Source organism: Winogradskyella rapida, from assembly GCF_042675845.1.
GTDB lineage: Bacteria > Bacteroidota > Bacteroidia > Flavobacteriales > Flavobacteriaceae > Winogradskyella > Winogradskyella rapida.
The window spans coordinates 76,754-91,428 of record NZ_JBHTKM010000063.1 but is presented as its reverse complement, the minus strand read 5'-3'; the positions used below and the strand labels follow the sequence as shown (position 1 = coordinate 91,428).

Annotated in this window: 11 protein-coding genes; 2 read left to right on the top strand and 9 right to left on the bottom strand. The window is 37.0% G+C overall.

Annotation, left to right across the window (positions count from 1 at the left end):
- Positions 1-22: 22 nt before the first annotated feature.
- A complete protein-coding gene (locus tag ACFQ13_RS07860; protein ID WP_386115963.1) occupies positions 23-535 on the bottom strand; it encodes a VOC family protein in 513 nt (170 codons plus the stop codon).
- Positions 536-698: 163 nt separating this feature from the next.
- On the opposite strand from ACFQ13_RS07860, the gene ACFQ13_RS07855 reads away from it, so the two are divergent.
- Positions 699-974 carry a winged helix-turn-helix transcriptional regulator gene (locus ACFQ13_RS07855; RefSeq protein ID WP_386119403.1) on the top strand — a complete coding sequence of 92 codons (276 nt, stop codon included), beginning with the start codon at positions 699-701 and terminating at the stop codon, positions 972-974.
- A gap of 18 nt (positions 975-992) precedes the next feature.
- Here ACFQ13_RS07855 and ACFQ13_RS07850 read toward each other — a convergent pair whose 3' ends face one another.
- The gene (locus ACFQ13_RS07850) at positions 993-1,799 is read right to left on the bottom strand and encodes a helix-turn-helix domain-containing protein (protein WP_386115961.1); all 807 of its coding nucleotides are present in this window, start codon (positions 1,797-1,799) and stop codon (positions 993-995) included.
- A gap of 178 nt (positions 1,800-1,977) precedes the next feature.
- On the opposite strand from ACFQ13_RS07850, the gene ACFQ13_RS07845 reads away from it, so the two are divergent.
- Positions 1,978-3,486 (top strand): succinate CoA transferase, encoded by a 1,509-nt coding sequence (locus tag ACFQ13_RS07845; protein ID WP_386115959.1) that lies wholly within the window; start codon positions 1,978-1,980, stop codon positions 3,484-3,486.
- Positions 3,487-3,902: 416 nt separating this feature from the next.
- Here the strand turns inward: ACFQ13_RS07845 and ACFQ13_RS07840 are convergent, their stop codons facing one another.
- The 7 genes from ACFQ13_RS07840 to ACFQ13_RS07810 all read right to left on the bottom strand — a co-directional run bounded on the left by ACFQ13_RS07840 (position 3,903) and on the right by ACFQ13_RS07810 (position 14,535).
- Positions 3,903-5,336: a hypothetical protein gene (locus tag ACFQ13_RS07840; protein ID WP_386115957.1), complete on the bottom strand. Its 1,434-nt coding sequence runs from the start codon at positions 5,334-5,336 to the stop codon at positions 3,903-3,905.
- A gap of 1 nt (position 5,337) precedes the next feature.
- Complete coding sequence (locus ACFQ13_RS07835) at positions 5,338-6,009, bottom strand: phosphoglycolate phosphatase (RefSeq protein ID WP_386115954.1); 672 nt, start codon at positions 6,007-6,009, stop codon at positions 5,338-5,340.
- Between the two features lie 312 nt (positions 6,010-6,321).
- Positions 6,322-7,965 (bottom strand): glycoside hydrolase family 30 protein, encoded by a 1,644-nt coding sequence (locus ACFQ13_RS07830; protein ID WP_386115952.1) that lies wholly within the window; start codon positions 7,963-7,965, stop codon positions 6,322-6,324.
- Positions 7,966-8,168: 203 nt separating this feature from the next.
- A complete protein-coding gene (locus ACFQ13_RS07825; protein WP_386115949.1) occupies positions 8,169-9,611 on the bottom strand; it encodes a TolC family protein in 1,443 nt (480 codons plus the stop codon).
- Positions 9,604-12,852, bottom strand: coding sequence for an efflux RND transporter permease subunit (locus ACFQ13_RS07820; RefSeq protein ID WP_386115947.1), 3,249 nt, complete (start codon positions 12,850-12,852; stop codon positions 9,604-9,606). The genes ACFQ13_RS07825 and ACFQ13_RS07820 overlap by 8 nt, the downstream gene beginning before the upstream one ends.
- A 23-nt stretch (positions 12,853-12,875) precedes the next feature.
- Positions 12,876-13,958: an efflux RND transporter periplasmic adaptor subunit gene (locus tag ACFQ13_RS07815; RefSeq protein ID WP_386119401.1), complete on the bottom strand. Its 1,083-nt coding sequence runs from the start codon at positions 13,956-13,958 to the stop codon at positions 12,876-12,878.
- A gap of 148 nt (positions 13,959-14,106) precedes the next feature.
- Complete coding sequence (locus ACFQ13_RS07810) at positions 14,107-14,535, bottom strand: hypothetical protein (protein WP_386115945.1); 429 nt, start codon at positions 14,533-14,535, stop codon at positions 14,107-14,109.
- Between the last annotated feature and the right edge of the window lie 140 nt (positions 14,536-14,675).

Below are 14,675 nucleotides of genomic sequence, written 5' to 3'. Positions count from 1 at the left end.
CAAGTTGTTGTTTTATATAGGCTTATTTGGTGTAAGCACCTGAAGAATAGGTTAACTCGTAACTATGAGTGTAGATTTCAAATACAATCCCAAAAGGATCTTCTACATAACACATTTTAAAAGGTTTATCTTCCGGATAATATGATCTAATTGGCATTCTTTGTTTTCCGCCATACGCCTTAATTTTCTCAATTAGGTCTTCAATATTGGGGTCTTGCACACAAAAGTGAAAAAGACCTGTGTTAAAAGGGTTGAATTCTGGAGCTTCCTTAACGCCATGTGGAAAAGAAAATAATTCTACACCAATACCATCAGAAGTTGCTAAATGCGCAATTTCAAACTCGGTCCAATCGTCACCAAAAACATCAATACACATTTGGCCTATGGCCGTATCGGTTTCTTTCTTTATGGTTGAAGGTTCCATAATAACATACCAACCCATAACTTCAGAATAAAATTCTACTGCAGCTTTCAGATCTGGAACTGTAATTCCTATATGTGAAAATGATTTTGGATAATGCTTCTTGTCTTTCATAAGTACTTGTTTTTTAGATGACAAAATTAGTCTATATTTGCTTCTTGGGCAATAACTTACTAAAAAGTAGTATAGTTACCTAAACGAGTAAATTATAGAATATCAGGATTTTAAAAGGATTTTAATTTTGAATAAAGCACATCATTGTCCCTTAAATTATACCATGAACCTTATTGGGACCAAGTGGAAACCATTAATATTATTTCATTTATTGGAAGGAGGGCTGCGTTCTGGAGTACTTCAAAAGAAAATTCCAGGCATCTCCAATAAGATGTTTACCCAAACCGTAAGACAATTAGAAGACGATGGCCTGATTACTAGAAAAGTCTATCCGGTGGTGCCCCCTAAAGTCGAATATCAATTAAGTGCCCGCGGACAATCTTTAGAAGCTATTCTTAGGGCTTTAGATCAATGGGGTTTGGAGGATTGTAAATCGTAAATTGAAGTGAGCAAACCTTTAATCCTCTAAATAAATCTCATTGGATTTTCGGTATTCAGAAGGGCGCTTTCCCATTACTTTACTAAAGGTGTTACTAAAGGTAGGTAAACTTGTATAGCCAATCATGTTCGCAATTTCAGAAATGGTATAGTCGGAATTCATTAAATATTCTAAGGATTTAAATATCCGTAATTGCGTATAGTATTTAATAAAAGACATCCCGACATCCTTTTTAAATAAACGGTAGAGCGATTTGTCCGTCATGCTAAAACGAGACGCTAATTCTGGTAAAAGGTGTTCTTGATGAATATGGTCTGTAAGATATTTTATAATGCTTATTAAGCGATGGTCTGTGGCTTGCGGGAGTTCTATATGTAAAGATCGCGATACGGTTTGCTCTAATAAGGCTTTAAACGCAAGGGCTATTGTAAATTTATTTCGTTGCGATTTTACAATATCGCCATTCCATTGTTTGGTGTGCAATAAGAGTTCCATTAATAAATTATTAATCGGGTAAATTCCTTCTTTATAATAAAAGCGCCCCGCGTTTGTAGGAACCGGAAAATAAAGATTTCTCATTATAACTTTAGGCGAACTCGGATAAATAGCATGTTGTAGTCCTGGAGGGATCCACATATAATGCCGTGCTGGTAAAAAGTAAATTCTATTCTTGGTTTTTACATGGACCACACCACCTTCCGTATATAAAAATTGCCCCTTATCATGGTGGTGCGATTCTATAAAGGTTTCCCCCATAAGATTATGGTAGCAATAAATGCTTAAAGGGTTCTTGTCAACTTCGGTTAAATAATACTTTGTATTCATAATAGTGAAAATGGGACGTTGATTGTACGAAATTAATAAAAGATTGTCTTATGTGAATAAATAGACATTAAATATCTTATATAAATTGCAGTATAGTTTTGAGAAAAACTTAATTAAACTAAAAATAACAATCAAATAGGTAATTATTACGCCTAAAAATTACTAAATACTTAATATTATGCAACGAATTAAATACCCCGCTTATTTAGATAAAATACAGACGGCAGAACAGGCTGCTTTACATATAAAAAACCGTCATGTCTTGGGGGTTAGTGGTTTTACAAAAGCAGGCGATAGTAAAACAGTTTTACCTCAAGTTGCAAAACGAGCTTTGGTAGAAGATATTAAAGTAACTGTATTAAGTGGTGCTTCTTTAGGTTATGATACGGATGCCGATCTAGCAAAAAACGGAGCGCTTTATAAAAGATTACCTTTTCAGGCCGATCCCACATTACGAAAAAGTATTAATGGCCATGAAGTGCTTTATGTAGATCAGCATTTAGGGCAAACGGCAGATATGCTTCAGAAAATTGATACCTATAAAATTGATATCGCTATAATTGAAGCGGTTTCTATTACTGAAGAGGGCCATATTGTACCGACGACTTCTGTAGGGAATTCGCCTGTATTTGCAGAAAATGCAGATAAAATTATTATTGAAATTAACACCACATTCCCAGAGTCTCTAGCGGGAATCCATGATGTTAAGGTTTTAAAGAAACAACCGCATCGAGAGATTATACCGGTTACCGAATCGGACACCAGAATTGGCGATCCGTTTATTAAAATAGATCCAAGTAAAGTCTTGGCTATAGTTTATACCGAAGTTCCAGACAGTCCTGCCGTGATTGCAGATCCAGATGAAAAAACATCAGCCATCTCTAAGCATATTCTTGAGTTCTTAGAGAAAGAAGTGGAAGCTGGTCGCTTAACGGAATCTTTGTTGCCTTTACAAGCCGGGATAGGAAAGACGGCCAATGCTATTCTATCGGGGTTTAAAGATTCTAAATTTAAAAATCTTACAATGTATTCTGAAGTACTTCAGGATAGTACTTTTGAATTGTTTGATTCTGGAAAACTGACCTTTGCATCTGCATCCTCAATTACCATCACGGAAGCTTGTTCTGATAAGGTGTTTAGTAATTTTGAACAGTATAAGGATAAACTCTTATTAAGACCACAAAATATTAGTAATGCTGCTGAAGTTATTAGCCGACTTGGCGTTATTGGTATAAATACAGCTATTGAAGTTGATATTTATGGTAACGTAAACTCTACCCATATTGGAGGGACTAAAATGATGAATGGAATTGGAGGCTCTGGTGATTTTGCAAGAAATGGTTACCTGAGTATTTTTGCCTGTCCGTCAATGTCTAAAGAAGGACGTATTTCTCATGTGGTCCCAATGGTGTCTCATACAGACCATACGGAACACGATGTGGATGTTTTGGTTACGGAACAAGGTTTGGCAGACTTAAGAGGATTAGCGCCTGTAGAACGTGCTCAACGTATTATTGAAAACTGTGTGCATCCTGAATATAAAGCGCAAATGTTAGCTTATTTTGAAGAAGCTAATAAAGCAGGAGGACAAACTCCGCATCTTTTAGAAAAAGCATTCAATTGGCATACGCAGTTAAAAACAGCAGGCACAATGAAGGTGAATGCCTTAGTTGATGAATTGGTGTAAAACCATTATTTTGAGTGTCTAAAAAAATTAAACGCTATGAGAAAGGAAATACTTCTTTATCATAGCGTTTTTTGCGTTATCAAGCTTTGGTATTATATGTGCTATTAATTTAAAACTTCCTTTTAAGTCTTTTAAAACAATAACATTGCGGTTTGTAATTCAAGATTCAAAATGTGAATGATGACGTTGAAAATAGGTTATTGTATGAAGGCCGAAAAGACGCCTTAATCCTTTTCAATGTCCTAGAATTGCAACTTATTTCATGAGGTATGTTAAACATTTTTTTCGGTCGTAGTTTTTGAATTTTTTTCGAATTCTATCTGATCTAATAATTAGAACATGACCTGGACGCAGATGGTAGATCCCCAAAGACGCCTTGTGGCGCGATGGGGATAATTAATTTTACTAAAGGCTTTTTATTGACGTTCAATAACTAATCGCGATAAGGCTTCGGGATATCCACGTTCTTTAGCAAGTTGCGATGCAAAGCGGTTAATTGCCTCCGTATCAATAGCCTCTAAAATCTCATTTTCTAAGGAGGTATTTGCTAAGGCAGGAATAATGTTTTCGTCCTGAAGTTTAGCCATAATTTGATGGGCTACGGTTAATGCTGAAGAGGCTTTTATAATTTCGCTTCGGGCATAAAACGGACTTGGAAAACTCACTTCACCGACTCTTAAATTAGGGTCGTTACCACGTATTTGCTGTGCTCCAAAAAGGGGAGGACCTCCAACTGTAGCGGTTTTAAAAGAAGGTACAAACTGACCAACCGAGGCAATAGCGTTTTCAGTTCTGCTTTCTACATCTTTAGTGGCCCAACCTTTATAAAGCTTTAGGTTAATGTCTTCATTAAACTGCGGTTGTGCCTCGTTAGCTTTAGACTTTATAAGACCATCTTTAAACAAGGTGATCTCCTCCGTCATACCATGTATTTGGTAAAAATCTTCAGCGTAAGGCGTTAATTGCACCATACCATTGGGTGTACCCCGTTCTCCATGAAAAATAAGTTCAGGAAGTAAGCCGGGTTGCGGTTCCCATTTAGAAACATAGGCCGCTTTGAATTCTATAAGACGTTCCGTTTTTAACTGTAAGGATGCCTCAATTTGTCCGGTTTTATAACCCGATGAGTTTACAAGATATTTTACTTTATAAACTTCGTCTTTAGTCTGTATTTCCCAATTATAATCCAAACTCTCAGCTCTAACATCTTTAATGTGGTTTACGTTGGTGTTGGTTTTAAGACTACAGTTTGAAGACTGTTCTAAGGCTAATTGTGCCTGTGCGCCTAATCTAAAGAGATTCCAACCATATTCTTGAACTAAAATTACCGGTGTTTTTAATTTTTTGTAATCAATGAGTTTTACGGAATTGGCCATCCACTGATCGGGAGTCGAAGGTCGTTTATAAGCAGGTTTCTCGCTTAAAGCGATTAAATCAGCTTCGGTATAAAGGTTGTAATAATCCTGCGGAGCGCCTAAAATTTCATTTGAAGGATCTTCATCAATTAAACTTTGGTAATACCCTACTAGCATATCCAAGCGATTTAATAGAGTATGAATATCGTATTTTTCAGATTTAGGAACACTAATAAAGGTTGGGCGTTGGTCTATAGATTCCGGAAATAAACGGGCCATGGCAATAGATTGCTTCATCAAGATTCGGCATTGCTCATCCGAAATATCCGGGTATAAATTTCCACCTGCATGTAAGTGACAAAAAGGAGGGCCGTTAACAACGCTATTGGCTTGTTCAAACAAAATACTATCAATATTGTGTTTTGCCATTTCTAAAGCCGTTACCACACCAGAAACACCACCTCCAATGATGCCAACATTATAAATTTTATTCATCTTAAAATAAGTCTTGAAGCTCCGTAAACTGATCTGCCACGACCGTAGGATTATAGTCTGAAATGTTTTCGTTGTAATTATAGCCATAGCTCACACCGATACTTTGTATGCCTGCATTTTGAGCCGCAAGAATATCATTTTTAGAGTCTCCGACCATCACACTATGGGCAATGCTTGTTCCCATAGCTTCTGTAAGATGTAAAAGTGGCATAGCACTTGGTTTTTTTTCTGGCAAGGAATCTTCACCAACCCAAAGTTTAAAGAAACTTTTAATTTCTAACGCCTCTAAAATAGGAGCAATATATGCGTAAGGTTTATTGGTGCAAATAACCATCGAATAGCCCTTTTGGTCTAAATAATTTAAGGTATCTAAAACCCCAGGATACACAAAAGTATCTTTACAGGTAATACTTTTGTACGCTTCTAAATATCGGGTAAAAGCATCTTCAAAAAGCGACTCCGTGAGATCGTCTTTAGGAAAGGAAGCTTCAAGCGCACGTCTTACTAGAGGTTGCGCCCCGTTACCAATAAATGGGGTAACCTGAGCAATGCTTAGCGGTTCAGCTTTAAAATGAGATAACATGATATTAACGGCAGCTGTAAGATCTGGAATGCTGTTGATTAAGGTGCCATCAAAATCGAATATGATAAGTTTTTTTTCTGTAAAATCCACAAGTCTTCTTTTAAGGCAAAGATGCGGAAGTTTTAATAAAATCGTAAGTATTTATGGTAATATTGGGAAGATTAAAAAGAAGTATAAGTCCGCACTACGGGATAAAGATGTGGTTTTAAAGCCGCTTAGGGCTTAAATGTTGTGGCGCTTATGAAGATGACATCTTTTTAGAAAGAAAAAGAACTATTCACGACTTGTGCGTCGCGAATAGTTCAAGTATAGAAGTAGTATGTGTTTCCTTGCGACTTATAGAAGCTAATTCATTTTTTAAATGATGGAGCTTTTAAATCTGCTTAAAACCAATAGCTTATGCTATTTGTTTGCTTTTAAATGAATGGTTTGCATTGCTCTAGCTGCAATTGGACTTGTAAAAGTTTTATCCCCTAGAGTAATCTCTAATTTATGTGCTTCATCATTTCTGTTAAAAGCGACAACAACGATAGAGCCATCCGTGTTTTTAGCAGCCGTATAAATTAGGCCATCAATCGAATCTCCTTTTAAGGCAATTCTATGAGCATCAGGACGAATAAATTTACTAAAGTGACTCAATAAATAGTATAGTGGTGTATAAATAACTTCATCCGTTTCAGGATTGATAAGAACAGGAGCACTATTATAATTATTATAAGGATTTGGTTGTCCTTTATGACTTAAAATACTACACCATTCTACATAACCTTGGGTTCCGTGATTTAAATCGGTGATAATATCATAGGCATAGGTTTCAAAAGGAACAAAGGTTCCGGCATAATCCGTGCTCGCTCTCCAATACTGTCCGATAGGTTCATTGGCATCAATATCAATACTAGATTCAGAATGAATCATGGCTTTATTAGGCCATTTTTTTTGCAATTCAGCTAACTCATCAGCATACCAGTTATTTGCTTTTAGTTCCGAGTTGGTGTACCAATGAAACGCTGTTCCCCAAGCATATTTAGACGCTTCAGGATCTTCGTAGGTTGGCGCGACATAATCGTTCATGGTCGATTTGTTATGGTCATAAATTAAAACGCGAAGTCCAGCTTCTAAGTCATCAAGTTTCAGGTGACCGTCTTTTACTAGCTGTGGTCCAAGATGATCTCTTAAGAAATCTCTTCCTTGTTCTGGTGTAAATCCATTACTATCCCACATCGCATCAATGGCATGTAAGGGCTCATTTTGTGGCGTTAAACCCCATAAGGTGATACCCTGTTCTTTATAAGCCGTAATATATTTAGAAAGGTATTCAGCCCATAATCCATAATATTCAGGACGTAAAGTTCCGTTTGTCATTTCAGCAGTTTCTCCAGTTTTCATCCATGATGGCGGACTCCACGGTGAAGCTATAATATTAAAATCGGCACCTGGAATTTTAGAAGCTTCTAAAATCATAGGAATTAAATCGTAGCTCGCATCGACTAATTCGATACCGCGTACTTGGTCGTTTTCATCGCCACTAAAGCCTTTCATGTCTTCATGAACGCTAAATGTTGAAAGGTCTTCATCTCCTGCTTCTACATATGAGTAGTGCGTGTTAGAGTAATCACTACTGTTAATATGAGTTCGTGTTAGCGTAAATCCGGCACCTTCCGTTGGACTGAAAAGTTTGGTGAGGACATCTTTACGTTTTTCTACAGGAATAGTGGCTAAATTCCAAGCCGAAGATTCTGTAAACGAAGCTCCGAAGCCATAATACTTTTGAAATTCTTCATTTGGAAGAAGTTCTATTGTTACCTTTTTAAGATCTGAAGCCGCAGTAGGGGTTTCGTTTTCCGAAATTAATTTAAGATTGTCGCCCTGTTGTGAAGTTTGGTAAACATCAGAAACATAATCATGGTAAGCACTTTTTGGTGTGCAACTTGCAAAAACTGCCGAAATGATAAGAAGTTGAACTCCTTTTATTCTAGAATTTGTAACGAAAGGCCGAGCGTGACCTTGAGAAATTTGCCGTAGTGCTTTGATACTAAATACGTCCATTGGTTGTTTAAATTATTTTTTAGTTCAGTTATAAATTTAGTGGGTATAAATATACGCTTTATCTAGGGCTGTACTTAGAATAAGTTGCATTTTTATGTTGAATAATACAATGTCTTAAGGGATTTTTGATGTTGCTTTTGATCCAAAAAAAAAGCCATTCTGCTATAGAGCAAAATGGCTTTTTTAAAGGCTGAAAACTTAATTTATTTCCAACCGCCACCTAAAGCTTGATACATTTTTATATGCGCTAAAAATTGATCTTTTTTAGTTTCAATAATTTCTAATTTTGAATCTAAAGCTTCACGTTGTGTAAGAAGGACTTCTGTGTATTCCGCTCTTGCCGATTTAAACAGCTGAATAGACAGGTCTATGGCATCTGTCATAGCTTCAACCTGCTTCGCTTTTAAATCATAATTCGCTTTTAAATTCTGAATATTAGATAAGGTGTTAGACACTTCTAAATACCCGTTTAATATGGCTTTTTCATATTCAAAAACGGCTTGTAACTGCTTTTTATTCGCGTTTCGGTATTCGGCCTTAATGGCATTTCTGTTAATTAAGGGACTTACAATATCACCCGCTAAAGAATATAAAAGTGACTCAGGAGTATGAGTTAGATATTTGGTTTTAAAAGCCTGTAAACCCACGCCAGCTTGTATGCCTATAGAAGGGTAGAAGTTGGCTTTTGCGATTTTAACATTGAGTTTTGAAGCTTCTAATTCGTACTCCGCTTGTTTAATATCAGGACGATTTTCTAAAAGTTGAGAAGGAATTCCCGTTGCAATAGCAGCGATAGGGCGCTCTATAAAATCATTAGAATTTCTGTCTATAGGCTGCGGATAGCGTCCTAGGAGAAAATTAATTTTATTTTCAACTTCTGTGATGTGCTGTTGAATTTCAAATTTATTACTTTGATTTTTGAACACTTCCGCTTCAAAACGTCTTACGGCCAATTGGGTGGCTCTAGCGGCTTGCTTTTGCAATTTCACCATTTTTAAAGCATTATTCTGAATTTTTAAATTCTGCTCTATAATGCTCAGCTGATTATCTAAAGCCAAGAGTTCGTAATAAGAATTGGCAATTTCAGAAACAATATTGGTAATCATGAAATTCTTACCTTCAATAGTACTTAGGTATTCTAAGACCGCAGCTTTTTTTCCGTTTCGGAGTTTTTTCCAAACATCCAATTCCCAAGATACCGCTAAGCCCACCGAAAAATCGGTTAAAGGCTCAGGGAATTCTTCTCCATCTCTAATGTCTAGGTTTTGCTCTACAGCTCCAGCTCTAGTGTATTCGCCTACTTTTTCAACTTCGGCACCTGCATAAGCATTAACAAAAGGTAAATATTCTCCTTTTCTTACACTAACTTCATTATTAGCAATAGCAATCTGCTGTAGCATAATTTGAAGTTCTTGGTTGTTTGCCAGAGCCGTATCAATTAAGGCGATTAATTTAGGGTCCTTAAAAAAGGATTTCCAAGGTAGGGCTGCGGTATTAACAGAATCCTTAGCGTCGTTTTGGTAATGTTGAGGTACGGTCTTATTTTCTTGTCTTACGGCCTCTTGTGTAGGCACGCAAGAAAAGAAGACTAGTAAGGCCAACACACCAATAAGCTGTGATTTTCTTAGGTTTAATATATTATTCATCGTTTTTATTTTTACGAAGTTTTTTCAATAGTTTTCGGAGCTTACTGATTTCTTCAGCATTGGCATCACTTTGGTTTTTCGTTTCACTAACACGCATCATTTCTTCTGAAATAGGCTCTTGAGCTTCATCTTTAATAAGGCTTTTTCCGTCTGCCATTGTCGCAAAAATGTAGTAAAGTCCTGGAATGATTAATACACCACCTAGGGTACCAATAAGCATTCCTCCTAAAGCAGAGCCCCCTATAGTTCTATTTCCTATAGCTCCAGCACCTGAAGCAATAATTAAAGGAATTAAACCTGCGATAAAGGCAAAAGAGGTCATTAAAATAGGTCTAAATCTGGCCTTAGAACCTTCAATAGCAGCTTCTAAAATACTAGCGCCTTGCTGTCGCTTCTGGACGGCAAACTCCACAATTAATACGGCGTTTTTACTGAGTAAGCCCACTAACATAATCACACCAATTTGGGCGTAGACATCATTGGCAAGTCCCATGGTTTTTAATAAAATGAAAGATCCAAAGACTCCGATTGGCAACGATAGAATTACGGCTAAAGGAAGTAAGAAACTTTCGTACTGTGCCGCTAAGACAAAGTATACAAAAACTAAAACCACAATGAAGATGTAAATGGATTCGTTTCCTCTACTGGCTTCATCAAAAGATAGGCCTTCCCAAGCAATATCATAGCCTCTAGGTAATTCTTTAGCGGCTACTTCTTTTATGGCATTAATAGCATCGTCACTGGTAAAACCACTCGCAGGTAACCCACGGATTGAGGCTGAATTGTAGAGGTTGTAACGGGTAATCTCGTTAGGACCTAATTTCTTTTCAATACTCATAAATGCCGAATAAGGGACCATTTCTCCTTCTTCGTTCTTAACAAAAAGCTTGTCGAGATCCGTAGGCAAGCGTCTATATTCTGGAGCGGCTTGGGTATATACTTTAAAGAAGCGTCCAAAACGGATAAATCCTTGCTCATAAGTACTACCAATTAAAATGTTGAGGTTTTCCATAGCTTTACCGATGGTAACCCCTTTTTGCATGGCAATTTTGTTATTAATTTTCAATTCATACTGTGGGTAGTTTGCCGAGTAAAAGGTAAACAAACCACTTAGCTCTTCTCTTTCTGATAAAGCCTCCATGAATTTTTTATTAATATTCTCAAAATGGTGATAATCTGTAGAGTTGGTTTTGTCTAAAAGACGTAAGGCAAATCCACCAGAAGACCCAAAACCAGGTACTGCAGGAGGTTCAAAGTATTCTATAACGGCTCCTAAGTCTTTGGTTTTTTCTTCGAGTTCTTCCATGATTTCATGAACAGAATGATGACGATCTGACCAGGACTCTAAATTAATTAAACAAGTTCCCGCATTAGAACCACGACCTTCCGTCATAATTTCGTAACCCGCTAAAGAGGTTACAGATTTTACACCTTCAGTTTCCTCACAAATTGCTTGAAGTTTTTTAGCGACAGCATTGGTACGTTCTAAAGTTGCGCCAGGAGGGGTTTGAATAATGGCATAAATCATTCCTTGATCTTCATTAGGAATAAAGCCCGAAGGTAAGACCTGATTGGTAAAATAAATTCCGGCGCAGAATGCGGCTAACACCCCAAAAGTTAAAATGCGTCGCGCCACAATTTTATTGAGGATAAGCACGTATTTTCCAGTTAATTTTTCAAAACCATTATTAAACCAATCGATAAAACGATCCATCAAGGATTTTTTACGTTTTCCGTGGTTGTTTTTTAGTAACATGGCACATAAAACAGGGGTCAATGTCAAAGCAACAAGGGCGGAAATAAAAATTGAACCTGCCATTGTAATAGAGAATTGACGGTAGAATACCCCAACAGGACCCGTCATAAATGAAATAGGAATAAACACCGAAATCATCACTAAAGTAATGGCGATAATAGCACCTCCAATTTCACCTAAAACTTCTTTAGACGCTTGGTAAGGACTTAGGTGCTCTTCTTCCATCTTAACATGGACGGCTTCTACCACCACAATAGCATCATCGACCACAATACCAATAGCAAGTACTAATGCAAAAAGGGTGATTAAATTGATGGATAAACCAAACATTTGCATGATAAAAAAGGCACCAATTAAGGATACCGGAACCGCAATAATAGGGATCAGCGTAGAACGGAGATCACCTAAGAATATAAAGACCACAATGGCTACTAAGAAAAAGGCATCTCTTAAAGTATGTATAACTTGTTCTATAGAGGCATCTAAGAAGTTGGAGACGTCATAACTAATTTGAAAATCAACATTAGGAGGTAAGTCCACCTCAAGTTCATCAAGTTTTTCTTTAACAGCATCAATGACATCACTACCATTACTTCCAAAAGTTTGTTTTAAAACGATAGATGCAGAAGGATTACCATCTAAGTTGGAGTAAATATCGAAGAATTCACTCCCTAATTTAACATCGGCAATATCTTTTAACATTACTATTTCACCTTCTTTATTGGCTTTAATAATAATGTCTTCATATTGTTCGGGCTCGTTATAACGGTTTTGATAGGTTAAAACGTACTCTAACGATTGGGAGGTAATACCAGAACTTCGCCCTAGTCGTCCAGGTCTTGCTAAGATACTTTGCTCTTCCATGGCTTCTAATACTTCTTCCGCAGAAATATTGTAAGCCCGCATACGGTCGGGTTTTAGCCATACACGCATGGCGTATTTACGACTTCCTAAAATTTTGGCACTGGCAATCCCTTTAATACGTTGTATTTCAGGAATAATTTTAGTGTAAGCATAGTTGTATAGAAACTTCTCGTCGTTATTTTTATCTGTACTGGACAAGTTGACATACATCAACATACTCGGTTGTATTGGAGTGATAATAACCCCTTCTCGCTGTACAAGTTCTGGGAGTAAGGGCATCACTTGGTCTACACGAGTTTTAACTCTAACCACAGCTTCATTAGGGTCGGTACCCGGTTCAAAAATAACTCTAATAGTGGCTTCACCCGCACTTGTGGCATCTGAAGCGATATAGCGCATATCTTGCACGCCGTTTATAGCAGTTTCTAGGGGTATAAGGGTAGAATTTACTAAAACATCGGCACTAGAACCCGGGTAAGCGATAAAGATATTAACTGTGGTTGGTGCGATTTGTGGTAATTGCGATATAGGTAGCTGCTTTATGGAAAGCGCCCCTATAAATACGATGATCACCGAAATGACAATAGCCAAGACGGGTCTTTTTATAAATCTTTTAAACATGATTTTTGTAGCTTAATAGCGTTTTACTCAGCGTAAAGCGCTAGGTTAGATAGTACTGTTTCTGGATCTACGTTTTCAGTATGGATCTTTTCTTGGTCTCTTACCATTTTAATACCTTCTAGAAGTATGGTATCGGTTTCACTAAGACCTTTGTCTACAATAAATAAATGTGGTAATTCTGCACCAATAGTAATGGATCTTTGGTGTACAACGTTGTCCTTATCTACGACAAATACATAAGTTTTATCTAAGATTTCAAACGTGGCTTTTTGTGGAATAATAATAACCTCTTCGTAAGGAACACGCATAAGAATACTTCCGGTTTCGCCATGTCTTAAAATACCATCCGGATTAGGGAAGGTCGCTCTAAAGGCTATATTTCCGGTTTCGCTATCAAATTCCCCTTCAATAGTTTCAACAATTCCTTTTTGATTGAACCGTTTATTATTCGCCATTAAAAGTTCAACACTGGTATTGTTCTTTTTGGCGTCGCTCATAATATAATCGAGATATTCGGCTTCAGGAACATTGAAATACACCCACATCTTATGGTTGTCTGATAGTGTCGTCAATAATTCTCCTTCATCTAAAAGACTTCCTTCTCTAGCTTCTAAATGGTCCATTATCCCATTAAAAGGGGCTTTTATACTTGTAAACCCTAAGTGCGTTTGGGCTAAAGCCACATCGGCTTTTGCTTTTTCTAAATTGGCTTTTGCCATGGCAAGCTCATTTGGAGATACGACATCGCCATCGGCTAATAATTGCGTGTTAGTGAGTTCTATTTCAGCAACATTAGATTCGGCTTTAGCCTTTTGTAATTCGGCTTGATAGATGTTGGGCATAATCTGAAACATGGGCTGCCCTTTTTTTACTGACTGGCCTTCATCTACAAAGATTTGTTTAAGGTAGCCTTTTTCTAAAGCTCTTAATTCAATATGCCTCATGGCATGAATTTGGCTGACGTAATCCTTAGTAATGGAGGTGTCTTTTTTTATGGGATTAGTAACCAAGAAAGAGGCTACTTCATGTTGTTCTGTTTTGTGTTCTTCACAGCTTGCTAATCCTAAAAGCATAGCGACTCCTGTGAAAATGGAGATTTTTTTTATGATATTCACGTGATAATTTTTTTATAAAATGATATAATAAGTTGGCAAACCCAGAAAAGGGTTGTGCTTTAAGAGTTTGATTTTTAAAACTCTAAACCTAAAAATTGACAACAGACCAAGGGTAGTGTGGTGATCTGTCTGTCCTTAATCAAATTATAAAAACCTGGAATTGTACGTGTAGAGGGAGACTGTGCTCTGTAAAAGCACCTTGTGGCCGGTAGGCATTCTTTTTACGTTGATGCGTTGATTGCTCAAGTAAAATAGCGTTGATAAGCGCAATTTCAAAAAACGCTTTATAATCGGGTTTTCTTGAAGAGGTTTCTTCGTCTTCAGCAGAGTTGCTTTCTACAACTTCAACAGCCTTGCTATGATCTTTTTCTTGATTATAAGGGGTGACTATTGCTGAATTTGAACGCCCTTCATAAACACACGAAGATGTATGCGAAGCGACTCCTAAGGTTTGGAGTGCCGCTTTGTTTAATGTATTACTAAAATGGGGAGTAGCGTTTAAATTCGCTATCGCACTGAGTAATAAAAAAACAATTAATGCTGTATATTTTCTAAGCGCGTTTTTCATTTTCAGTGAGCAAAACTAGGGTATAGGTCTCATATAAACAAAATCTTTTAATTTAAATTTAACAAAGCTAAAGCGTTCTATTTTATATGCGGCTTGTAAAAATGAGCGTCAAACGCCTTATTATCAAAGTGATGTGAAAA